Here is a 22512-nt window from a genome sequence, read left to right as displayed (position 1 = left end):
CGTCTCTTCAAAATCGAGACGCAATTCAGGGCGAAATGCCAGCCGACACACCTCCCCTGTCGGGAAGGCGCACGTGTTCTGTCATCCTGTTCTCTTCCATCCGGACTTTAACCGTCGGCCCCGGAATCCAACCGGGTCTGCTGACCCCGCTCCAAACGGAACGGGCGCTCGCGGGCTCATGCAATTACTTGCAAATACCGCCGGTGGGGAATTTCACCCCGCCCTGAGAACGTCTGCCAGCCTCGGGTGAAGCCAGCGGACAGAACATAGGAGCGAAAAACGGCAAAGACAAGAGGGAGTTAAAAGCAGGAGAAAATGGGCGATCTGCTGTCGCGCGACCATGCTTGCAACAAAGGCTCCGGCCCCAGAAGAAGCATCGGCATTCTGGTGACGAAGAAACTCAAAATCAATAACCTGGACCAACTCTAAACCGATACTCGGGCCGTCCATGTCCAGGCAAGTCTTGACATGGACGGCAATCGCGGCATTGAAACCGCGATTGCCAGAATGCGCTTTTAAAGCAGGGCCTGCTCATTCCGGCCCATGAAGCGGAAAGCGATATAAACCGCGATCCCACTCAAAAGCAGCAGAATCGAGGACAACGCCGCGGCCGTACCGAAATCACCATCAAGGATCAGCAGATAGATACGCACCGGCATGGTCATCGTGCTGCCGACATAAAGCACCAGCGACGAAGAAAGTTCGTTGATCGCGGTGACAAAGCTGAGCATGCCCCCGGCAATGATCCCCGGCACAATCAAGGGTACGGTAATCCGCAGGAAGGCCTGCATCGGACTGTAACCGAGCGAGATCGCCGCCTCTTCCATACTGGGCGAAATCTGGCGCACCGCCGAGGCGGTCGTCCGCACCGTATAGGGTAGACGCCGGATGAAGATCGACAGCACGATAATGGTCGCCGTGCCGGTCAATACCACCGGACCGGTATTAAAAGCGGCAATAAAGGCGATACCGATAACAATCCCCGGCATGACGTATGGGATCATGAAGGCCCCATCGAGCAACGAGGTATTGAGCGTTGTCCGCCGCGCCACCATCACCCCGACCAGCGTGCCAACTACCACGATCAGGGCGACTGCCGAGAACGAAAAGGTCAGCGAATTGCGCACCACATCACCAAGGTTGAACAGGATACGTTCATAGCTTTGCAGGGCGAAACCGCTCTGGAAGACCGGGCCACTGGTTTTGCGGAATGAATAGATCACCGAAATGATCACCGGGAGAGCACCGCAAAGACCAATGAAATAGACCGCAAAATGCGCCAGCCAGTTCCGCCAGCCCTTGAGCTGGATCTTGATCGGCTTGTTGATCATATTGCCGTGATAAACGTTGCGCCGCGAAACCCAGCGCTGCAGCAGCACAAACACCATCGACACCAGGATAAGCACCACCGAAATGGTTGTCGCCATGGAAAGATTGGAGCCGATTTCCGCCGAATAGAGCGTGAAGGCTTCGGTCGCCAGCACATTATAACCCCGTCCGAGCAGACGCGGCGTGCCGAAATCAGCAATCGCCTGAATGAGCGCCAAAAGGCCACCTGCCGACAAGGCTGGGAAAACCATCGGAAAAGAGATCTTCATGGTGCGCTGCCACGGGGTCAGGCCCAGCCCTTCCGCCGCTTCTTCCAAAGAACGGTTCACATTTGCCAGGGCACCCGACACCATCAGATAGACGAACGGATAAAACTTCAACGAGAAGACAATGAGGATACCGCCAAGGCCATAGATCGGCGGCATATTGATGCCGATATCCCGCAACGCCCCGCGCACCAGTCCGCCAGCCCCGAACAGCACAATCCAGGAATAGGCGCCAATAAACGGCGGTGACACCAGTGCCAGAATGGCCAGAAGCGAAACGAACCGCCCACCGGCAATCACAAAGCGCGACACGCAGAACGCCATGATCGACCCGAGCAGCAAGGCACCCGCCAGCCCGCCGAACCCGGCCACCAGTGTGTTGATAAACGCCTGCCGGAACCGGGGCTCGCTGACGAACTTGAGATAGTTTCCACCGGTCAGATTGCCCGACTGATCAAAAAAGCTGGATAAAAGAACCGTACCGACCGGCACAAACAGCAATAGCGCCAGCATGCCCCAGGTGAGAATGGTGACAATGGTCCAGAAATCAAACCGCCGCATCATGACTGGCCTCCAGTCGCAACCCGCTTGCCATCCGCATCAAACGCCATGATCACGGCGCGGTCGACCAGAACACTGACATCGGCACCGGGATTATGATCGGCATTCATGCCCGGATTGGACAATTGAATAATCATCGGCCCCAGATCGGTATCGACCAGCACATGCGCCTCGCGGCCCAGATAGGTATATTTATTGACCCGTCCCTTGAGACTTGCAGTCTGCGCGTTGCCCGCCTGCCCGGCCGCCGCCAGTTGCAAACGCTCAGGCCGCACCGACCAGCTTTTAGCGTCAGGCGCATTGAGCTTGAGGCTCGCGAGGACCTTGGTCAGGGCATCGCCCTCGGCGAGCGTATTGAGCGTACCAACGAAATTGGCCACAAACGCGGTCTGCGGATTACCGTAAATCTCCTGCGGTGTGCCGATTTGCTCGATCTTGCCCGCACTCATCACGCAGATCCGGTCGGAAATGGCCAGAGCCTCCTCCTGATCATGGGTGACATAAATAGTGGCGATATTGACCTGCTTCTGGATATCGCGGATTTCCTCGCGCAATTCGATACGCAGTTTCGCATCCAGATTGGAGAGCGGCTCATCCATCAGCAGCAATTGCGGGTTGATCACCATGGCGCGCGCCAGACCGATCCGCTGCTGTTGCCCGCCTGACATGGCAGAGGGCAACCGGTCAGCCAGAGCGCCCAGACGCACCGCGTCCAGCGCCTCGCCCACCCGCTTCTTGATCTCTGCCGCCGGCACCTTGCGCGGTTTGAGTCCGAACGCCACATTTTCGAAAACGCTCAAATGCGGAAACACCGCATAATCCTGGAACACCATGCCGATATCCCGCTTGTGCGGCGGCACCTGTCGCAAGTCGGCGCCCTCAAGCGTGATCGACCCCGAGGTCAGATCGTTGAACCCCGCAATCGCCCGCAACAGCGTGGTCTTGCCGCAACCGCTCGGCCCCAAAAGCGTAAAGAACTCACCACGTTCGACAGCCACTGACACCGCGTCCAGCGCGGTAAACGTTGGGCCGAACTGCTTAACTGCGTCCGAAATTGTCAGATAGCTCATAAAGGGACCCCCTCGTAACCTTCCCAGAAGTGAGTGCGAATAGAAACACGATTTTCGTATTGCAACAATAGCGAATGCGGTACAGTATGATTTTGTTCGACAATGATCGAATACGAACAGGAGGGACTTCATGAGCATTCGTAAACGCACATTTCTCGGCTTGGCCGGCGCGCTGATTGCGTCCACCAGCCTGAGTGGCTTCGCCATGGCGCAGGAAGGGTCCGTTGTGATCTACACCGCCCATAAATCATCCATCGTCGACACGCTTCTGCCGATTTTCGAAAAGGAAACCGGCCTGAAGGCAGATGTCGTCAAACTCGGCTCCGGTGATGTCGCCAAGCGCGCCCAGGCCGAAGCCGCCAATCCGGCAGCGGATGTCATCTGGTCAATCTCGGGCAGCCAGCTGACCGAATTGAGCGACCTGCTTGAGCCGTATACGCCGCCGGAATTCGACCAGGTTGACCCGCAGTTCATCCGCGATGATTCATGGACGCCTTACACCGCCGTTGTTTACGTTCTCGCGGTCAACACCGATCTGCTGCCCATCGAGGACGCGCCCAAGACATGGGCTGATCTCGCCGATCCCAAATGGGATGACAAGATCGCATCCGCCCGCGCCGACGGTTCAGGCTCGGCCATGCAGCAGCTGACCACGGTTTTGACTATTGGCGGCGACGAAGGCTGGGATAAATACGCAGCCATCGCCAAGAACTTCGTCTTCACCGACAGCTCCGGCGCCGTACCGCGCTATGTCGCCGATGGCGAAACCTGGATGGGCCTCACCCTCGAAGACAATGCGCTTGAATATGTCAAAGGCGGCGCGCCCATGTCGATCGTCCATCTTTCCGATGGCACTGCGGCAACCCCGGATGGCGTGGCACTGGTCAAGAATGGCCCGAACCCTGAAGGCGGCAAGGCATTTATCGATTGGGCCATGTCGAAATCCACCCAGGAAACCCTGGCTCAGGAAATCGGCCGCCGTTCGGTCCGGCTCGATGTGGCAGGCCCGGCGGGCACACCCAATCTCTCGGATCTGACCCTCGTCAATGTCAAACCGCTCAGCGAGTTTGGCGGCGCAGAGGCAGTGCTTGAGAAATGGCGCGCAGCCATCGGCGAATAAGCCTGCAAACACCTCGAATTCCGGTCTGTGAGACGAAATAAATGAAGCAACTTGAAGCCTTTACGCTGGGCAAGAAATTTGGCCAGCCGCAGACCAACGAGGACAGCCTGGTTATCCTTCCAGGCCTCGGTTACGCCGTCATCGACGGCGTAACCGACCGCAATGGCACCCGCTATGACGATATGCTCTCAGGCCAGTTTGCCTCCCGCACCGTCAAGCGCGCCACCGAACTGTTCCTGCTCGCACAGCAGGACCCGAAACAATCCGACCTGTATTATAATGGTCCGGAAGCTTTCATTACCTATCTCAGCGATTGCATAAAAGAGGGCTACCGCCGTCACGGGGTGCTGGACGCTGTGGAAGCTGACTGGAAACTGCGCGGCGGCTGCACCATCATGGCCGCGCTGATCATTGGTGACCGGCTGGAAGTAATCGCCGTTGGCGACAGCGGCATCCGCATCAACGGCACTGACACGCTTCAAGTACTCAAACCCCTTGATGACGTTACAGCCATTCTGCGCCGGGAAGCATGGCATTATTTTGAAGCCGAAGGCCTCGACCTTGAAGAACGCAACCGGCTGGCCGGCCTGCTGACATGGCGCGGCACCCGCAACCAGGAAACCGGTGAAAGAACGGCACAGCCCGAAATCATCGCAATCATTGAAGAGCGTGCTTTCAAAGCCGCTAGCGCACATTTATCGAACGTACCCGAGGTCGAACTTCGCGAATTGATCGAACACGGCATTTCCTATGGTCAGGGTAATTTCCAGAACGTTGCCGACCGCGTGCTCGGCTATGGCGGGCTGGACGGGTTCCCCGTTGAACCACGTTTCGTGGAAAGCCGCACTTACGCACTGGCTGACGTCCATACGATTGAGCTATTCTCTGACGGCTATTTCAAGCTTGGTGACACATTTGGCGTCACCGCATGGGAGAAGGCCTTTGCGGAAGTAGAGGCGGAAGACCCGCACAAGATCGCCGCCTATATGAGCACGAAGGGAACGACCGACATCGCTCTGACCGACGACAGGAGCTATCTCGGCGTAAAATTGTGATGAGTGGAATTTCGAAACCCGGCGGCTATTCAGAAACCCCGGCAAAAGCGGACACTCATCGCCCCAACGAGCGGCATCAGGCCATTCTGGATGCCGTGCGCCTGCATGGCGCAGCCTCCGTTGCCGATCTCGCCCAACGCTTCGATGTGACCCATCAAACGATCCGCCGCGATTTGCGCACTCTGCAGGATCGCGGCTTGCTGCAAAAAGGATTTGGCGGCGCTTTCGCAGCCCCGGGCGTAGCCAGGCATGATTATGACGAACGTCGCGGCACTCTTACGGGGGTGAAGCCAAGACTGGTCGCCGCCCTCGACGAATTCATCACCGGCGGTGCCACCATTTTCGTAGGCCTCGGCACCACTTTCGACAGCATTCATGAAGTGTTGTTGCGCCACCCCGGCGTGCTGGTGGCTACCCCCAATCTTGAAGTGGCCTATAGTTGTGCGCTCAAGACCGATGCCACCGTCTATGTTTATGGCGGCTATGTGCGCAACAAGGACTCTGCGGTGCTGACCATTGCCAGCGACACCCGACAGCGCTTCAAGTTCGATCTGGCCATTCTTGGAGCCAGTGCGATTGATGAAGAGGGCGCCATTCTGGAATTCGACCCCCTCGAGGTCGATCTGGTCCGGGCGATCCTGCCAGATGCTCGCAAAAAAATACTCGTAGCTCATGACGGCAAGTTTCGCCGTCACGCGCCCCATCAGGTAACCCATCTGGACAATATAGACATCCTCATCACCAATGGTGATGCAGCACGCCACTTCACAGATCCGGCATTACTTCAAAACATCAAGGTCGTTTCAACCGACTGACCCGGACAGCAAACGAACGGGCACACACGCAAGGCGTGTGCCCGCCATTATCAAACGACGCCCAAAGCATCCATTGCTTCGGCAACACGCAAAAATCCGGCAATATTGGCCCCGGCAACATAATTGCCCGGCAAGCCATATTCGTCTGCCGTGCTGGCGCACCTGTCATGAATTGCAATCATTATCGCCGCCAGTCGGTCTTCGGTTTTCTCGAATGTCCATGAATCCCGCGACGCATTCTGCTGCATTTCCAAAGCACTGGTGGCAACACCACCGGCATTGGTCGCCTTGCCCGGCCCGAACAGGATATTGGCATCCATGAACACCCGCACAGCTTCCGGCGTGCAGGGCATATTGGCCCCCTCGCCCACAGCGACAACCCCGTTCTTGACCAGCGCCCGCGCGTCGCGGCCCGTCAATTCGTTCTGGGTTGCGGCAGGAATGGCGATATCGCATTCCGCATCCCAGATGCAGCCATTTTTGACGAAATGCGCACCATTGCCCCGCAATGCCACATATTTCTCGACCCGTCCGCGCCGCACTTCCTTGATCTCCTTGAGCAATTCAAGATCGATACCGCCCTCGTCATAAATAACGCCATCAGAATCCGAGCAGGCCACAACCTTGCCGCCAAACTCGGCAGCCTTCTCCATGGCATAGATGGCCACATTGCCCGAACCGGACACCACCACGCGCTTGCCGGCGAAATCTTCGCCACGGCTCTTGAGCATTTCGCGGATGAAATAGACAGCCCCGTAACCGGTAGCTTCCTTGCGAACACGCGAGCCACCCCAAGTCAGCCCCTTACCGGTCAGCACACCTGACTCATAGCGATTGGTAATGCGCTTGTATTGCCCGAACATGAAACCGATCTCGCGCTGGCCAACACCGATATCGCCCGCAGGCACATCAGTATATTCGCCAATATGCCGATAAAGTTCGGTCATATAGGACTGGCAAAATCGCATAACTTCCATTTCAGAGCGGCCCTTGGGGTCAAAATCCGCACCCCCCTTGCCGCCACCGATAGGCATGCCGGTCAGCGCATTCTTGAAGACCTGCTCAAAACCCAGAAATTTGACAATTCCCAGGGTCACGCTGGGGTGGAAACGCAGCCCGCCCTTGAACGGACCCAATGCAGAATTGAACTCCACCCGGAACCCCCGGTTGATCTGCACCTGCCCCGCGTCATCGACCCACGGCACCCGGAACATGATCTGCCGTTCCGGCTCACATATCCGCTCGATCAGCCCCTTTTCCGCATAATCGGGATGTTTGCCGATGACACGGCCGAGGCTGGAAAGAACTTCGTTTAAAGCCTGATGGAACTCAACCTCGCCCTGATTGCGATTAACAAGGTCGGCAAAGATTGGAGCAAGTTTTTCGTCAGTAAGGGTCAATATCGTGTCCTGGATGTTTTGGTTTCTAAAAGTTTCAAACGAGCGGAACCTCCGGGCAGCGCCACTTGGCCGTGCCTTTCAAGTGTGTTGGTGATTTGGGGTTCAACCGTCTTGGCTGACCGCGCGAATGGTCAGCGCGAGTTCGCGCTTGTCCGACATTTTCCATGGGATGGTCTGGCCCACACGCAACCCGATCAGCGCCGCCCCCATCGGGGTGAGTATGGACACTTTGCCACCGGCAAGGTCGGTATCGTCAGGAAAGACCAGCTGAAAGCTGCGGCCAAATCCTTCACTGGTGATATAGCTGACTTTTGAGCCAACCCGCACCCGGTCATCAGGCACATCGGCCTGTGCCACAATTTGCGCCCGCTCCAGCTCCGCCAATAGCATCTGGCCAACCGCAGCGGTGTCCCCGGTTGCCGCAGCAACCAGATCTACAAGTTTGAGATGATCATCTTTTCCCACAACAATGTCGGGAAGAGGCAGGGTACGAGCAGACGAATTCAACATGATGTCACACAACACAAGGCCAGCCACGAAGGCTCAGCAGTACATTTTTATTGGGGGCTTGTGCGCTTGGTACGGTCCATGTGCTAACATGAACGCGCCTCCCGAAGCTCGGGAGGCGCAAATGCCGAGCTTCGGGCTACCGTCCGGTGACGGGCTGACCTTTTTGCAGCATCAAAATGCTCATTTGCGCGCGGATAATCATGTCACCAAGCTAAAAGTTCCGTGCGACAAGTCAAGTCCAAAGACAAGACATCGGGCATCCAGGCCGATGTTTACGTTATGCTTTCCAACATATCACGGTTTGCCAGCTGCATGCCAAACCCTGGTGCATCGGTCATTTTCAGGCGACCGTTTACCGGCACATCCTCACCTTCGAACAGGGCCCCGAAGATCGGTGCGATCGCACGCCCGTCCGGGCTGGAGGCGACATATTCACAAAACGCAGCGCCGGGCTGGCTGGCGATAAAATGATGGGAATAAGGCCCGCTGCCATGCGGCACGATCAGCGCATCATAGGCTGAGGCATGGGCCGCGATCTTGAGCAATTCGGTCAGCCCGCCAACCCACATGACATCAGGTTGCAGGATATCAACGCAACGCTCTTCAATCAGCCGGCGGAAACCATAGCGCGTATACTCGTGCTCACCGGTCGTCCATTTGGTCCGTGGATGCGCTTGTTTAAGCAGACGAAAGCCCTCGATATCTTCAGGACTTAGAACCTCTTCCCACCAATGAATATCAAGGTGGCTGCAGGCCTCGGCAAGTTCAATCGCATAGGGCACGGTCAGCGACATATAGCAATCAACCATCAGCGGAAAATCGGGCCCGACCTTTTCGCGATGCGCCGCCAGAAAGGCGACATTTTTCTCCAGCCCGGCCCGGCCCTCGAAATGGCTGTGCGGCAACGGCACTTTCGCGCCCCAAAACCCTTGCGCCTGCATCGCCTCTGGTGCGGGGCCGGTGCAGTAAAACGAGATCTCGTCACGGCTCAATCCGCCGATCAGGTTATAGACGGGTTCGCCGCGCACCTTGCCGTTCAAATCCCATAAAGCCAGATCGACCGCACTGATCGCCATGATCGGCAGCCCTTTGCGCCCATAGGGCAATGACGCGCGATAAAGCTGATCCCAGATCTTGTTCAGATTGCGCGCATCCGCACCCACAAGAAACCGGGCAAAATGATGCTGGATCAACCACGCGGCGGGCAGACCACCCGTCCCGGTGGCAACCCCTACCACACCTTCCTCTGTTTCGATCTCGACAAGGATCGACCCCAGAACACCAACCCCCCAGGAGGAACGGCGATCACGATAGGCCTCATAGCCCGACATCGGGTTGGAAATCTGACTGTCGACCAGCCAGTGCTCACCCTGCCCCTGATTGAAATAATCGCCGCCCTTGACGGTTTTGGACACGGTGTGAACGCGCACGTCCCTGATCGTGAACGACCGGCTCATGGCAACAGGAACACACGTTTCAAGGGAATTTGCGTCGGCACGTTCTGGGCATCCGTCTCCATTATATCGGCCATAAAGGCCCACCACCGCTGACAGATTTCAGTATCCGGCAAGGCATCCATTGTATGGTCATCGGTGCGCGTCAGAATGGCGAACAGGTGATGGGTTTCGGGATCAAGCCAGATTGAATAATCCGACACACCGGCATCCTTCAGCGCCTTGGCCAGTTCAGGAAAAATCTCGTCATGGCGTTTCTCATACTCCGCCGCCTGCCCCGGATTGAGGTTCATACGAAAAGCGATGCGCTCGGACATCAAAGCCTCCTAGCTCAAAGGATCAGACATGGATTGGATCGTGGTATCGCGGACATGCTCGAGATGGGTCCGATAGGCATTAACCGCTGCATCAGCGTCCCGCAGCATGATCGCATCGGCGACGTCACAATGCTGGTTCACCGAGATTTCGATCACACCGGGAACATTGCTCGCTGTGCGCCGCAAATCGAGCGCGACATCGTAAAGTCCCTGTGCGAGCGCCGATAAAAGTGCATTACCCGCGCCATCATTGATTGCCTGGTGAAACTCGATATCGAGCAATCTGAAGGCCACCGGATCGTCATGAAACGCCCGTCCGTCACGCGCCAGTTTGAGAATGCGCTGGCGCATCTCGGGGCTGGCCCGCTCCGTACTCAGCCGCACCAGCTCCAGATCGACAAGGGCGCGCGCCTCGAAATGCTCGTGCACATCATATTCGGCAACCGACAGCATGACATTGAACGGCGCGACCAACCGGCTGGGCGACAAATCCGTCACCGAATAACGCCCGCCCTGACGGCTTTCCAGGACCCCCATCAAAGTCAACGCCTTCAGCGCCTCCCGCAAAGGTGGGCGGCTGATGCCGAACGCAATGCCCATTTGTTGTTCGGTCGGCAACCGGTCGCCCGATTTCAGATTGCCCGACTTGATCATTGCCATGATCCGGTTGGCGACCTGCTCGGAAATCGACTGGCGCTCCAGCGCCCCCCCGCCGAAATCCTTGGTCGACGGTCCCTTTTTGCCGGCCTCTATCAGCGTCGCGAAATCGTCCACACCCTCGCTGGTCGCTGGCGTTTCAGGCTCTTTCTGCAGATCGGGCTGGGTCACGGGATTTCCTGTCGTCTCAAAGGCCGAGGCGGTAAAACGCGTTAGCGTTGTCGCGATAGAACTTGCGCAGATCGACCTCGGGCACACCGGCAAGCGCCCGGTCCAGCACATCCACCCAACGCGGCAAGGTCGTCGCCTGCAGGCAGATGGGATAATCCCCGGCATAAATGGTGCGATCAAAGCCGAAGGCGTCGAACGTCGCGTCGATATAGGGCCTGAGGTCCGCATCAGTCCAGTTCTGGTGATCGGCTTCCACGGGAAGATCGGATAGTTTGATCCAGAGATTCTCGTGCCGGGAGAGCACCGCGACATCATCGCGATATTGATCGATTGCCCCCTCGGCAATCCCCGGCTTGCCGCAATGATCAAGGATCAGGGGCACATCGGGCACGCGTTTGACGAACTCGCGAACAATATCCATCTGTGTATGATTGACGTTGATCTCGAAGTGATAGCCAAAATCGCCCAGCAGATTGACCCCTTCGACAAAACTGTCGCTGAGGGTCAGGCCCCGCGGATCATCATCGAATTCGACAATCCGGCGAATGCCCTTCACATCGGGATGCTTCGCTTTCATCTCTTCAAGCAAGGGCCGCACTCGGTCACCCCGTTCCAGCGGCGCCATTGGCACAATCCCCTTGATACGCGGGTCCCGCTTGGCACTGTCCTCCACAAAGGCGATCTCTTCGAGATATTGCCCGCTCTCCGGGGTAAAATCGGCATAGCATTCAAGAAACACCATCGCCTCGACCTCCAGATCACCGCAATCGCGCTGGTAATCCTCGATCTGATACGACTTGCCAAAAAGCGGATGCCCGGCGAAAGCCGAATAATTCAGCCGGTCGAAATCCCAGATATGCAAATGCGTATCGATGATCGGAAAACTGGGCATCCTGTTACTCCTAGCGTGTCAGCTTGAACTCTTTCGGATCAGGCGTCTGCAATGTCAGGCCAAAGCCCGGCTTGTCGTCGGCCAGATCAATGAAACCGTCTTTGGCCACGGGCTCGCCATCGAAAATGTACCAGAACAATTCATTGCCCACCTCAACCGGCACTTTCGGGAAATATTCCGAGATCGGCGCACCGAAGGAGGACATGGTGATGTGATAATTGTGCATCTGGCCGGCATGGGGAATGACCGCAACATCATAGGCTTCGCAAAGATCGGTGATCTTTTTTGCAGCCGTGATGCCCCCGACGCGATTGACGTCGAACTGGGCAATATCGAACGCGCGTAAATCCATCGCCTGCCGGAAACCGTGCAGCGTATATTCGTGTTCACCGCCGGAAATGCCAACCTTGTTCATAGCCTTCAATTCGGCATAGCCGGCCAGGTCGTCCGAGATGACCGGTTCTTCCACCCAACGCAGGTTATGAGGCTCGAGCTGACGCAGCATGCGTTTGCCATATTCAACGTTCCAGCCCATATAGGCATCAGCCATGATATCAACATCCGGCCCCACCGCCTCGCGCGTGGTCTTGACCAGTTCGAGGTTTTTGTTGATGCCCTCAAGCCCGTCCTTGGGACCCCAGCCAAAGCGTAGTTTGACCGCCTTGAACCCCTCATCCGCATAGGCCTTGGCCTCGGCGTAAAGCGTATCAAGCGGCTGGCTGTAAAGCCGGCTGGCATAGACCGGAATTTTCGGCTTGGTGCGCCCGCCCAGCAGTTTGAATACGGGCTGATTGAGAATTTTACCCTTCGCATCCCAAAGCGCCAGATCAACCGCACTGATAGCCGTCATGCCAATGCCCTTGCGCCCGAACGGCAGGGTGCGGCGATACATGGACTGCCAGAGATATTCCGTATCCAGCGGGTCGGCACCGATCAGCAAGGGCTTGAGATAGGTATCAATCGTCGCCTTGGTGGCGTGCGGTGCCAAAGCCGCATTACCGATACCCACCGTGCCATCGTCGCACTCAATTTCAACCACAAGCCAGCCGAGAAACCGGAAACCGGCAATTGAGCCGGGCACGTCGGAGACAATATCCCCCGCAGTTGTACAGAAATGGGGTGGCATGGGTGCTACCGGTCCAATCCACTCCCAGATTGTTGTGCGTACATCGGTAATACGGGCCATTATCGTCTCCAGTTATGCAGGAAGCGGACCCAACTGGTCCGCATAGCGCCGCGCCCAGGACAAACCACGTTCCGTGGCGATGTCCGCAGGCAGGCGGTTGGTACTAGGCTCGATACCGAGCCGGAGGGCAGCAATAAGTTTGCCGTAAAGAAGGAATTGCGGCAGACCTTGCATGAAAAAGCTGATGGCCGGCAGGAAGCGCGCATAAAGCGCTTCGGCTTCCGCTTCGCGGCCAGCCCGCATCGCCTGTTCAACCTGCACCTGCAGGTCAATTGTCTCAATGCCGGGCACCATGCCATCGACCCCGGCCCGGAAATTATCGGTCAGCTCAAATCCGGCGCGACCATTGAGCACGCGCATCCGGCCGTCCAGCTGGTCGATGAGCGACCCAACGGTCAGCGCCGTGCTTTCCGCCTTGACCACGCTGACATTGGGATGCTGGCGGTTGAGCGTGATCAACTCTGCCGGCGTCAAGCCAATCCCGAGGAATTCCGGCGCGTTCTGAATGCCGACAGGACAATCCACCGCATCGGCGACCTGTCCAAAAAATTCGATCAACTGCGCGCCGCTGGCCGGTGGCCTTGGCGGCTGCAGGATTAACCAGGCGGCCCCGGCGGCGAGTGCCGCGCGGGACGCTGCGATCATGTCGGGAATATTGCCCTCGGCAATGGTCACCACAACCGGCACCCGGCCCGCCACATCGGCCATCACCCAGTCGACAACCTGTCGCCGCTCCGCCTGCCCCAGCTTGGCAACCTCTGTGCCAAGGCCCAGCACGGCAATACCAGACGCGCCAGAGGCGAGCGCGGCCGAAATTTGCGCACCAAATGCGTCCCGCCGCAACGCCCCGTTGGCGTCGAAAAAGGCATAAAGCATCGGATATGTGCCGCCAATCTCCACCTGAACTCCCTCTCCCTGACGTGCATCTGCTTTGGCGCAAACGTTCTACAATTGCCCTTTGGTTTGCCGCGAAGGAATAGACTTGTCAAACTAATTTTTGTCTGACAAGTTACACACAACGAGCTGAACGGCAGATAAAGCCGTCATGACTAAATCGGGAGGATAGTCGCTTGTCCCTGACAATTTCGACCCGCCGAAAGGTTGGCGAGACTGATCTCAGTCTGCCGGTTTTCGGCTTTGGAAGCGCACATCTGGGTGAACTCTACGCCAAGGTGGATGAACCCGATTCGAGAGCCACTCTCGATGCCGCCTGGCAGGCGGGCGTCCGCTATTACGACACCGCGCCATGGTATGGACGCGGCCTTTCCGAGCACAGGGTGGGTGGCTTTCTCCGCACCAAGACCCGCACCGATTTCCAGATCACCACAAAAGTTGGCCGCACCTTGCAGCGCCCCGCAGACCCGAAGGCATTTGATCGGTCACCCTGGGTTGGCGGCCTGAATTTCGAGGTTCATTTCGATTATTCCTATGACGGCATCATGCGCTCCTACGAGCAGGCCCTGCAGCGCCTGGCGCTGGATACAGTCGACGCGCTCATCATTCATGACCTCGACCCGTCCTTTTATGGACAAGAGGTTTATGCAGATCATTGCAAGGCCCTGATCGCCACCGGCATGAAAGCGCTCGAAGAGCTGAAATCATCCGGCGATATCGCGGCTTACGGCATGGGCATCAACGCCGCCGAATCTCTTTCGACCATCGCCCAGGAAGTTGACCTCGATTTCGCGCTGGTCGCCATGCCCTATACCCTGATCGACCAGTCCAGCCTGCATGAAGGCATGGCCGATTGTCTGGCCAAGAACACCAGCGTCATTATCGGCGCGCCGTTTGCCTCCGGCATTCTGGCCACGGGTTCCGGATCGAACAGCAAATATGGTTATGCCGCCGCGCCGGCCGAAATTCAGGAAAAGGTACGCGGCATCGAGGCCGTCTGCGCCGCCCACAAGGTGAGCCTGCAGGCCGCCGCCCTGCAATTCCCCCTCGCCCATCCAGCCGTCGTCTCCATTATTCCCGGCGCGGCAAAGGCAAGCGAAGTCACCCAGAATGTCGCCTCGGTGCAAACCAACATCCCTGACGCCTTCTGGTCCGATCTAAAGACCGAAGGCCTGATTGTGGCCGACGCCCCCACCCCCGAACACGGCTAGAGGGAAATTGCATGCCCCCAAAAACACCCAGCACCGACACGCCGTTGATTGCCGCCCGAGGTATCTCCAAACAATTCGGCAGTGTCGAAGTGCTCACCGACGTTGATCTCGACCTGAAAGCGGGTGAAATCCACGCGCTTCTCGGTGAAAACGGTGCTGGCAAGTCGACCTTTGCCAAAATTCTGGCCGGGGTGCACCGTCCCACGCGCGGCACGCTGGCGCTCAACGGCGAGCATGTTGAGGTCACCAGCCCCATCGCTGCCCAGAACCTCGGCATTGCCCTGATCCATCAGGAACCTGTGTCTTTTCCCGATCTCTCGGTTGCCGAAAATCTTGTGCTCGGCCGGAAAGGCGGCGGCCTTCTGAGCCGGGTGCCCTGGGCCGAAATGATGCGCGAGGCCCGCGAACTGATGGACCTGCTTGGCGTGACCATCGATGTGACGCGCCCGATGCGCGGCCTTTCGATTGCCGACCAGCAAATGGTTGAAATCGCCCGCGCGCTGGCCTCGGACAGCCGCCTTATCATCATGGACGAACCGACCGCCCCTCTCACCCCGCGCGAAGTGGATACGCTGTTCACCATTGCCCGCCGTCTGCGCGATGAAGGGCGCACGATTATTTTCATCTCACACCGTCTTGAAGAGGTGCGCGAACTTTGCGACCGGGTGACGATTTTCCGCGATGGCCACAAGATTTCCACCGATGAAATCGGCAACCTCACCGATGCCGACATTATCCGGCTGATGATCGGGCGGCCGTTGAAAAAATACATGCACAAGCGCGGCACGACCATTGGTGACGTGACCCTTAAAGTGGACCACCTCACCCTGCCCGGCGCCTTTACCGACATCAGCTTTTCCGTGCGTAAGGGCGAAATCGTCGGCATTGGCGGCCTTGTTGGCGCGGGTCGCACCGATGTAGCCCGCGCCTTGTTCGGCGTGGCACCGGCCCAAAGCGGCACCATCGCCATCAACGGGCAAAAAGTGGATATCCGCACCCCAACCGATGCCATCAAACTGGGTCTGGCATTTGTGCCCGAAGACCGGGCAGCGGCCGGTATTTTTGCCACCCTGCCGGTAGAGCACAATATTTCGGCCGCCGTACCGGTAAAGATCGCCCCGAAAGGCTTCATCAAGCGCGCCGTCGAGAAGGCACTGGCCAGCAAATCCGTTCAAAACCTGTCCATTCGCCTCGCCGCGCTCTCCCAGCCCATCGTCGAACTGTCGGGCGGTAACCAGCAAAAGGCAATTTTGGCCCGCTGGCTGCACACCGATCCGCAATTGCTGATCCTCGATGAGCCGACCCGCGGCATTGATATCGGGGTTAAAGCCGAATTCTACGACATGATCGGCAAACTCGCCGCCGATGGCCGCGCCATTCTGCTGATCTCTTCAGAACTTCCCGAACTGCTCGCCCTGTGCGATCGCATATTGGTCATGTCCGAGGGCCAATTGACCGCCGACATTCCCAGAGCCGAAGCCACACAGGAGAAAATCATGCAGGCTGCCGTTCCCCGTTCAGGAGTCGCCGCATGAACGCCGTTCGCAATATCCTGATGCGGCGCGAAGCCGGCATTTTCGTGATGATCGTATTGTTTTGTCTGGCCGTCGGCATTGCCAAACCGCAATTCCTCACCACCAACAGCCTGCGGATCGTCCTTTTGCTGGTGCCGCTGATCATGATCGGCGCCATGGGACAGATGCTGGTGCTTGTCGCCCGCCATGTTGATCTCTCTATCGGCTCCATCCTTGGCTTGTCCGCCATGGTGACCGGCATGATGTTCCGCTATCACCCCGAAATATGGTGGCCGCTTGGCTTTGCCGTCTCCATCGGCACCGGCGCTCTTTTGGGTCTGTTCAACGGCACGCTGGTGACGGTGTTCAAACTGCCCTCGATCATTGTGACCCTTGGGACACTCAACCTGTTCCGCGGCCTCACCTACATTATTTCCAATGCCAAACAAATCGACCGCCAATATGTGCCATCCGCCCTCAAGGCCATGTCGCAAACCTCCCCGGTCTTTGGCATCCCCTGGATTATCATCATCGCCTTCTCGGTGGCGCTGCTCACCTATTATTTCGTCATGCACACGCGGGTCGGCCGGCAGATTTATGCACTCGGCTCCAACCCCATCGCAGCTCCCTTGCGCGGTATCGACGTTACCCGCGTCACCCTTCTGGTCTTCACCATTTCCGGCGCGCTCTCGGGTCTTGCCGGCATCATGTATGCGTCGCGCTGGGGTTTCGTGAACCCCTCCAACACCGGGGCGGGTTTTGAGTTTCAGGTGATTGCCGCTGTGGTTATTGGCGGCGTCTCGATCAATGGTGGCGTCGGCACAGTGCTGGGCACCGTCCTTGGCGTGCTTTTGCTCGGTTGTGTGTCCTCTGCCCTCCCGCTGCTGGGCATACCCGGCACCACGCAAAACGCCATCTATGGCAGCGTCATCATCATCGCGCTCATCATCGACAGAACTGTCCGTCGCCAGGGCATATCCAGCATTGCGAGGAGACAGGCATGAACGCGCTCGGCACTTCTGAAACCGGCGCAACAAGCGCTGCCAAACCCACCCGGCCCGGCTGGCAAACGGCCCTCATCCGCCCGGAAACCATGACCTTTGTTCTGCTGATTATCGGGGTCATCGGGGCCAGCATGCTGTCGCCCTTTTTCCTCGACATCAACTACATCCTGCGCAGTTTCACCCTGTCGGCCGAAATTGCCCTGGTGGCTCTGGTGCTGACCATGGTCATTATTGCCGGCGAGATCGACCTCTCCGCCGCCTCCAATATGGCGCTCTCTGCCTGTCTGTTCGCCTTCGCCCAGCAAGCCGGCATTCCCATGCCCATCGCCATCGGCATCGGCCTGCTCGCCGGGCTTGCCATGGGCGGCTTCAACGCGCTGATGGTGGTCGGCCTGCAATTGCCCTCGATCATTGTCACTATCGGCACATTGATCGCCTATCGCGGACTAGCACAGGTGATCGCCGGCGACAAATCCATCCGCGTGCCGGACTGGTTTATCGGCATCAATAACCAGATGATCCTTGGCATCCCCCTGCCGGTGGTTTTGTTTGTGCTGACCTCGATCGTGTTGGGGCTGGTGCTCTCTGCAACAATCTACGGGCGACAGATTTATCAGGTCGGCACCAATGAAATGGCGGCCCGTCACGCCGGCATTCGCAGCAAGAAAATAAAGGTTGGCCTGTTCCTTCTGCTGGGTCTCGCCAGCGCTGTTGCGGGCCTCATGACAGCCTCCCGCCTCGGCTCGGTGCGTTATGACATTGCCTTGGGCGGTGAACTGCAAATGGTGCTGATGGCCATGCTCGGCGGCACTTACATCTTTGGTGGCCGCGGCAGCATCCTGGGCACGTTTCTGGCGGCCTGGCTGCTGGTGATCGTTTCAACCGGCATGACCGTAGCCAATCTCTTGCCCGCCGTGCAGCTGACCGTGCTGGGCATTCTGCTCATCGTGGCAATCATTGCCACCAATTTCATCTATTCCCGCGCCCAACGGTAGCGGTGACCTATCCGGGCATGCCCGGCACTATCGACTAATCAACAGGAGGAGCTAGAAAATGAAAAATAAAATAGTACTGGCAATGGCCGCCACCTTCGCGCTCGGGAGCACCGTCGCGATGGCACAGGATCCAATCCAGATTGTCTATATCGGCAAGAATACGGGCAACCCGTATTTCGACAGCATTTCCGGCGGGTTTGAGGATGCCTGTGCCGAACTGAACTGTGAATACCAGTTTGTCGCCCCGGCAACTGCCGAAGCCACCTCGCAGATCCCGCTGATCGAAGCGCAAATCCAGCGCGGCGTTGATGTTATCGGCATCGCGCCGAACAGCCCTGATGCCTTGAACCAGGTACTGGATTCAGCCAAGGCCCAGGGCATTCTCGTGCTGACGGTCAATGGTGATCTGGTGGGTAATGAGAGCCATCGCGATGCCACCATCCTGCCGGTCGATTTCACAAAGACCGGCCCCAATCAGGTCGAACTGATGGGCTCGATGATCGACTATAAGGGCGAAATCGCCATCCTGTCGGCCACCACCGAAGCACCGGACCAGAACACCTGGATCGCGGCGATGAACGACACGCTGGAAAATGACCCCAAATACAAGGACATGAACCTTGTAGCGACCGTCTATGGTGATGATCAGCCGGAAAAATCCACCACAGAAATGGAAGCCCTTCTGGCCAATTATCCTGACCTCGTCGGCGTCATCGCCCCCACCACAGTGGGCATCGCCGCCGCAGCTCAGGTTGTGCAGTCCCGCGGCATTGCCAACACGGTGCACGTGACCGGTCTCGGCCTGCCGAGCGAAATGCGCGACTTCATCAAGGATGGCACCGTCTCTGCCTTCCAGCTCTGGTCGCCCTATAACGAAGGCTGGCTGGCCGTACATTTCGCCCTTGGCGTGCTCGATGGCTCGATCAAGAACGAAGTTGGCGAAACCTTTGAAGTGCCGAACCTTGGCACCATCAAGATCGACGAGTTGAACGCGATGAACACCCAGGCCGAACTCACAACGTTCGACGCCTCCAATATCGACGACTTCGACTTCTGATCATAATAAACAAGGGCGGGCGTTGCCTGAGGCAATGCCCGCCTTCACCCCACCGTTCCGGATTGCAAAAAAAATGAATACCTATGATTTCAAAGACCGCGTCGCCATCATCACCGGGGGTGGTCAGGGCATCGGCTACAATGTGGCCCAGCGCATTCTTCAAAGCGGCGGCAAGGTCTGCATCTGGGATATCGATCAGGACTTGCTCGACAAACTGGCGGCGTCCCTTGGTGCCAGCGAGGCAGAACTGCTCGCGCTGAACGTCAACATTGGCGATCTCAGCGCTGTTGAAGCAGGCGTCGCAGCAACCATGGAAAAATTCGGCAAAATTGACGTACTGATCAATAATGCCGCAATCGTTGGCCCCAATGCGCCAACCTGGGAATATCCCGCACAAGCCTTTATGGACGTCGTGCATATCGGCCTCGTCGGCACATTCAACGTTTGCCGCAGCGTCGTGCCCCACATGATCGCTGCCAAATACGGCCGCATCGTCAATGTCAGCTCTGTCGCCGGCAAGGAGGGTAACCCCAACGCCCCGGCCTATTCGTCGACAAAGGCTGGCGTGCTCGCGCTGACCAAATCGCTCGGCAAGGAACTGGCCGGTTATGATATCGCCGTGAATGCGGTCACCCCGGCAGTCGCCAAGACCACAATGGCACTAAGCCAGGATCCGGAATTCCTCAAAATGATCCTGTCGAAAATTCCGCGTGGCCGCATGCTCGAACTCAGTGAAGCGGCCTCGGCCATCTGCTGGCTGGCCACTGAAGAGAATTCCTTCACGACCGCCGCCACATTCGATCTTTCAGGCGGCCGCGCCACTTACTGACCTCCCACATCCGGCCGCGATCAAGACCCGGTCCGGCCGGATGCCCGCTCAGCCCTTTTTCTGCGGCCAGGTATCCGTCAGCTTATAACCGCCCGGCCAGGGATCGTCCGGGTCCAGCATTTCGGTGCGTTTGCCGGTTATCCAGCCACGTCCGGAAATTTCCGGTGTAATCGCAGCCTTGTCACCAATCGCTGTTACATCGGCAATCCGGCAATGAAATTCGGACCCGATGATCGAGCGGGCGTGATAACGATCCCCCACCGCCATTTCACCTTTGGCATGCAGCACCGCCATTCGCGCCGAACAGCCCGTACCGGTTGGCGAACGGTCAATCTTGCCCGGCTGGATGACCACCGCATTCGCCCCCGTCCATATCCCCTCAACCTTCTCGATTGGTCCGGCGATCTGACAAAATGATATATGCCGCCAATCGCCATTGCCGGGATGGGTGAAGCCCAGTTGCTCATTGGCCGCGCGGGTGATTTTCACACCCGTCTCCGCCAGTTCCCGCGCCTCGTCCGGGCGGATGGCGAACCCGAGAGCTGCCGCGTCGGCAATCACAAAACTGTCGCCGCCATAAGCGGTATCAACCTTGAGCGTACCAATCCCCTCAACCTCGAGCATCACATCAAGCTGATCGGCAAAGCTGGGCACATTGGTGACAGTGATCCGTTCTGCCTTGCCATTGCGGCATTGGGCCGTGACATGCAGCAGCCCGCCGGGTGCTTCCAGCACCATATGCGTTTCCGGTTCCGTCATCGGGATGATGCCGCTGTCGAGCAATACCGTTGACACGCAGATCGAATTGGAACCGGACATGGGCGGCGTATCCTCCGGTTCCATGATGATAAAACCCATCTGCGCCCGTGGGTCCTTGGCGGGCACCAAAAGATTGATATGCCGGAATACCCCGCCGCGTGGCTCATGCAGCACAAAGTCACGCAAGCTCTTGTCCCGGGCGATAAACCGCGATTGCTCCCAAAGCGTTTCACCCGGTGGCGGAGCGACACCACCCACAATCACATCACCCACCTCACCTTCAGCATGGCAGCCAATAATCTCAATGCTTTTTGTCGTCCGCATGGTGCAACGCCTCTAGGTGATGTGCAGAACCGGCGCACCGAATGTATCGATCAACGGCACCACGCCCAGCCCCGGCGCATCAGAGGCGGTCATGAAACCATCGACCCGCTTGGGTGCGCCTGTGGCAATCTCGCGTGTGCCATAGCTGTTGAAATCGGTTGCCGAAAAGCAGAATTCTTCCGGTGTCGACCGTGCCAGATGCGCAATGGTCGCCGTCACAATATCGCCGCCCCACGTATCCTCGATCGTCATTGGAATACCGCTGGCAACGCACAGATCGCGCATCAGCCGTGCCTTGGTCAGCCCGCCTACTTTCGAGATTTTCAGGTTGATAATATCCATCGCGTCTTCCGACAGACCGCGCACCAGATCAGCCGGCCCGGTAATCACTTCATCGAGCACAAATGGCCGCGCCGTACGCCGGCGGATCGACACACATTCCTCATAAGTGGGGCATGGCTGTTCGATATAAACATCCAGATCACTGACAGCCGCCACAACCCGCGCCGCCTCGGCCCGTGTCCACCCGGTATTGGCATCCGCCACCAGAATATCGCTTGGCTTCAAAATTTCACGGCAGGCACGAATCCGGGCAATATCATCGTCAGCATTGCCCCCAACCTTAAGCTGAAACTTGGTATAACCTTCAGCACTGTAACCCGCAATTTTACCTGCCATTTTCTCAGGTTCTTCCTGCGAAATGGCCCGGTAAAGCGCCACTTTTTCCTGCGCCGCGCCACCCAGCAATTTATAAACCGGCATCCCCGCCTGCTTGCCCAGAATATCCCAGCACGCAATATCAAGAGGGGCCTTGATATAGGGGTGACCGCGCAATGCCGCATCCATAACCCGGTTGATCTCACCCAGATTGGTGGGGTCCTGCCCAATCAGCTTTGGTGCAAGCTCTTCCAGCCCCGAACGGACACCGCGCGCATATGAGGGCAAATAGGCCGAACCCAGCGGGCAGCATTCTGCATAACCGGTAATGCCGGCATCCGTTTCGATTGCCACAACCGTCGCGTCGAACACTTCGACGAAATTACCATTCGACCAGCTATAGCGGCCTTCCTTCAGGGGCAGGTCCACCTGCCAGGCGGTAATTGCGGTGATCTTCATGGTATT

General features: G+C 57.8%; 21 protein-coding genes and 1 riboswitch. Of the genes, 9 read left to right on the top strand and 12 right to left on the bottom strand.

The window, feature by feature from the left end; all coding sequences use genetic code 11:
• Window positions 1-84: 84 nt before the first annotated feature.
• Window positions 85-235: riboswitch (FMN riboswitch) on the bottom strand.
• A 280-nt stretch (window positions 236-515) separates the two neighbouring features.
• Both L1P08_RS15280 and L1P08_RS15275 read right to left on the bottom strand, forming a co-directional pair.
• The gene (locus L1P08_RS15280; protein ID WP_303617850.1) at window positions 516-2159 is read right to left on the bottom strand and encodes an ABC transporter permease; all 1644 of its coding nucleotides are present in this window, start codon (window positions 2157-2159) and stop codon (window positions 516-518) included.
• Window positions 2156-3226 (bottom strand): ABC transporter ATP-binding protein, encoded by a 1071-nt coding sequence (locus L1P08_RS15275; RefSeq protein ID WP_303617849.1) that lies wholly within the window; start codon window positions 3224-3226, stop codon window positions 2156-2158. The genes L1P08_RS15280 and L1P08_RS15275 overlap by 4 nt, the downstream gene beginning before the upstream one ends.
• A gap of 130 nt (window positions 3227-3356) precedes the next feature.
• On the opposite strand from L1P08_RS15275, the gene L1P08_RS15270 reads away from it, so the two are divergent.
• Genes L1P08_RS15270 through L1P08_RS15260 form a run of 3 tightly spaced genes read left to right on the top strand, consistent with a single transcriptional unit; the run spans window position 3357 to window position 6216 of the window.
• Window positions 3357-4346 carry an extracellular solute-binding protein gene (locus L1P08_RS15270; protein ID WP_303617848.1) on the top strand — a complete coding sequence of 330 codons (990 nt, stop codon included), beginning with the start codon at window positions 3357-3359 and terminating at the stop codon, window positions 4344-4346.
• 41 nt (window positions 4347-4387) lie between these two features.
• Window positions 4388-5401, top strand: coding sequence for a PP2C family serine/threonine-protein phosphatase (locus tag L1P08_RS15265; protein WP_303617847.1), 1014 nt, complete (start codon window positions 4388-4390; stop codon window positions 5399-5401).
• The gene (locus L1P08_RS15260; RefSeq protein WP_303617846.1) at window positions 5401-6216 is read left to right on the top strand and encodes a DeoR/GlpR family DNA-binding transcription regulator; all 816 of its coding nucleotides are present in this window, start codon (window positions 5401-5403) and stop codon (window positions 6214-6216) included. Before L1P08_RS15265 ends, L1P08_RS15260 begins: the two co-directional genes overlap by 1 nt.
• 50 nt (window positions 6217-6266) lie before the next feature.
• On the opposite strand, the gene gdhA is transcribed toward L1P08_RS15260, so the two are convergent.
• The 8 genes from gdhA to L1P08_RS15220 all read right to left on the bottom strand — a co-directional run bounded on the left by gdhA (window position 6267) and on the right by L1P08_RS15220 (window position 13703).
• Window positions 6267-7616, bottom strand: a complete 1350-nt coding sequence (gene gdhA / locus L1P08_RS15255; protein ID WP_368077113.1) for an NADP-specific glutamate dehydrogenase — start codon at window positions 7614-7616, stop codon at window positions 6267-6269.
• A 102-nt stretch (window positions 7617-7718) separates the two neighbouring features.
• On the bottom strand, window positions 7719-8126 hold the full coding sequence (gene rnk, locus L1P08_RS15250; protein WP_303617845.1) for a nucleoside diphosphate kinase regulator: 408 nt from the start codon (window positions 8124-8126) through the stop codon (window positions 7719-7721).
• A gap of 272 nt (window positions 8127-8398) precedes the next feature.
• The gene (gene rhmD / locus L1P08_RS15245; protein ID WP_303617844.1) at window positions 8399-9556 is read right to left on the bottom strand and encodes an L-rhamnonate dehydratase; all 1158 of its coding nucleotides are present in this window, start codon (window positions 9554-9556) and stop codon (window positions 8399-8401) included.
• Window positions 9557-9579: 23 nt separating this feature from the next.
• Window positions 9580-9897, bottom strand: a complete 318-nt coding sequence (gene rhaM / locus L1P08_RS15240; RefSeq protein ID WP_303617843.1) for an L-rhamnose mutarotase — start codon at window positions 9895-9897, stop codon at window positions 9580-9582.
• A 9-nt stretch (window positions 9898-9906) separates the two neighbouring features.
• Window positions 9907-10725, bottom strand: a complete 819-nt coding sequence (locus L1P08_RS15235; RefSeq protein ID WP_303617842.1) for a FadR/GntR family transcriptional regulator — start codon at window positions 10723-10725, stop codon at window positions 9907-9909.
• Window positions 10726-10741: 16 nt separating this feature from the next.
• On the bottom strand, window positions 10742-11617 hold the full coding sequence (locus L1P08_RS15230; protein WP_303617841.1) for an amidohydrolase family protein: 876 nt from the start codon (window positions 11615-11617) through the stop codon (window positions 10742-10744).
• Between the two features lie 10 nt (window positions 11618-11627).
• Window positions 11628-12803 (bottom strand): L-rhamnonate dehydratase, encoded by a 1176-nt coding sequence (locus L1P08_RS15225; protein ID WP_303617840.1) that lies wholly within the window; start codon window positions 12801-12803, stop codon window positions 11628-11630.
• Window positions 12804-12815: 12 nt separating this feature from the next.
• Window positions 12816-13703, bottom strand: a complete 888-nt coding sequence (locus L1P08_RS15220) for a dihydrodipicolinate synthase family protein (protein ID WP_303617839.1) — start codon at window positions 13701-13703, stop codon at window positions 12816-12818.
• A 170-nt stretch (window positions 13704-13873) separates the two neighbouring features.
• Here L1P08_RS15220 and L1P08_RS15215 point away from each other — a divergent pair, with 170 nt between their 5' ends.
• From L1P08_RS15215 to L1P08_RS15190, 6 genes are all read left to right on the top strand, one after another.
• Window positions 13874-14908 carry an aldo/keto reductase gene (locus L1P08_RS15215; RefSeq protein ID WP_303617838.1) on the top strand — a complete coding sequence of 345 codons (1035 nt, stop codon included), beginning with the start codon at window positions 13874-13876 and terminating at the stop codon, window positions 14906-14908.
• 11 nt (window positions 14909-14919) lie between these two features.
• Entirely contained in the window at window positions 14920-16443 is a 1524-nt protein-coding gene (locus L1P08_RS15210; RefSeq protein WP_303617837.1) for a sugar ABC transporter ATP-binding protein, read from the top strand.
• Window positions 16440-17426, top strand: a complete 987-nt coding sequence (locus tag L1P08_RS15205; RefSeq protein WP_303617836.1) for an ABC transporter permease — start codon at window positions 16440-16442, stop codon at window positions 17424-17426. The genes L1P08_RS15210 and L1P08_RS15205 overlap by 4 nt, the downstream gene beginning before the upstream one ends.
• A complete protein-coding gene (locus L1P08_RS15200) occupies window positions 17423-18421 on the top strand; it encodes an ABC transporter permease (RefSeq protein ID WP_303617835.1) in 999 nt (332 codons plus the stop codon). Before L1P08_RS15205 ends, L1P08_RS15200 begins: the two co-directional genes overlap by 4 nt.
• Before the next feature lie 58 nt (window positions 18422-18479).
• On the top strand, window positions 18480-19478 hold the full coding sequence (locus L1P08_RS15195; RefSeq protein ID WP_303617834.1) for a substrate-binding domain-containing protein: 999 nt from the start codon (window positions 18480-18482) through the stop codon (window positions 19476-19478).
• 73 nt (window positions 19479-19551) lie between these two features.
• Window positions 19552-20307: an SDR family NAD(P)-dependent oxidoreductase gene (locus L1P08_RS15190; protein WP_303617833.1), complete on the top strand. Its 756-nt coding sequence runs from the start codon at window positions 19552-19554 to the stop codon at window positions 20305-20307.
• A gap of 48 nt (window positions 20308-20355) precedes the next feature.
• Here the strand turns inward: L1P08_RS15190 and L1P08_RS15185 are convergent, their stop codons facing one another.
• Together L1P08_RS15185 and L1P08_RS15180 are read right to left on the bottom strand one after the other, a co-directional pair.
• On the bottom strand, window positions 20356-21390 hold the full coding sequence (locus L1P08_RS15185; RefSeq protein ID WP_303617832.1) for a trans-3-hydroxy-L-proline dehydratase: 1035 nt from the start codon (window positions 21388-21390) through the stop codon (window positions 20356-20358).
• 12 nt (window positions 21391-21402) lie between these two features.
• Window positions 21403-22506, bottom strand: coding sequence for a cis-3-hydroxy-L-proline dehydratase (locus L1P08_RS15180; RefSeq protein WP_303617831.1), 1104 nt, complete (start codon window positions 22504-22506; stop codon window positions 21403-21405).
• Between the last annotated feature and the right edge of the window lie 6 nt (window positions 22507-22512).

Source organism: Mariluticola halotolerans (assembly GCF_021611515.1).
GTDB lineage: Bacteria > Pseudomonadota > Alphaproteobacteria > Rhizobiales > Devosiaceae > Mariluticola > Mariluticola halotolerans.
Note: the sequence above shows the minus strand (reverse complement) of the source record. Positions and strands in the feature narration are given on the sequence as shown.

Coding starts and splice junctions, on each gene's coding strand:
- L1P08_RS15280 (WP_303617850.1), bottom strand. CDS start 2,159: ATGATGCGGCGGTTTGATTTCTGGACCATTGTCACCATTCTCACCTGG.
- L1P08_RS15275 (WP_303617849.1), bottom strand. CDS start 3,226: ATGAGCTATCTGACAATTTCGGACGCAGTTAAGCAGTTCGGCCCAACG.
- L1P08_RS15270 (WP_303617848.1), top strand. CDS start 3,357: ATGAGCATTCGTAAACGCACATTTCTCGGCTTGGCCGGCGCGCTGATT.
- L1P08_RS15265 (WP_303617847.1), top strand. CDS start 4,388: ATGAAGCAACTTGAAGCCTTTACGCTGGGCAAGAAATTTGGCCAGCCG.
- L1P08_RS15260 (WP_303617846.1), top strand. CDS start 5,401: ATGAGTGGAATTTCGAAACCCGGCGGCTATTCAGAAACCCCGGCAAAA.
- rnk (WP_303617845.1), bottom strand. CDS start 8,126: ATGTTGAATTCGTCTGCTCGTACCCTGCCTCTTCCCGACATTGTTGTG.
- rhaM (WP_303617843.1), bottom strand. CDS start 9,897: ATGTCCGAGCGCATCGCTTTTCGTATGAACCTCAATCCGGGGCAGGCG.
- L1P08_RS15230 (WP_303617841.1), bottom strand. CDS start 11,617: ATGCCCAGTTTTCCGATCATCGATACGCATTTGCATATCTGGGATTTC.
- L1P08_RS15225 (WP_303617840.1), bottom strand. CDS start 12,803: ATGGCCCGTATTACCGATGTACGCACAACAATCTGGGAGTGGATTGGA.
- L1P08_RS15210 (WP_303617837.1), top strand. CDS start 14,920: ATGCCCCCAAAAACACCCAGCACCGACACGCCGTTGATTGCCGCCCGA.
- L1P08_RS15205 (WP_303617836.1), top strand. CDS start 16,440: ATGAACGCCGTTCGCAATATCCTGATGCGGCGCGAAGCCGGCATTTTC.
- L1P08_RS15200 (WP_303617835.1), top strand. CDS start 17,423: ATGAACGCGCTCGGCACTTCTGAAACCGGCGCAACAAGCGCTGCCAAA.
- L1P08_RS15195 (WP_303617834.1), top strand. CDS start 18,480: ATGAAAAATAAAATAGTACTGGCAATGGCCGCCACCTTCGCGCTCGGG.
- L1P08_RS15190 (WP_303617833.1), top strand. CDS start 19,552: ATGAATACCTATGATTTCAAAGACCGCGTCGCCATCATCACCGGGGGT.
- L1P08_RS15185 (WP_303617832.1), bottom strand. CDS start 21,390: ATGCGGACGACAAAAAGCATTGAGATTATTGGCTGCCATGCTGAAGGT.
- L1P08_RS15180 (WP_303617831.1), bottom strand. CDS start 22,506: ATGAAGATCACCGCAATTACCGCCTGGCAGGTGGACCTGCCCCTGAAG.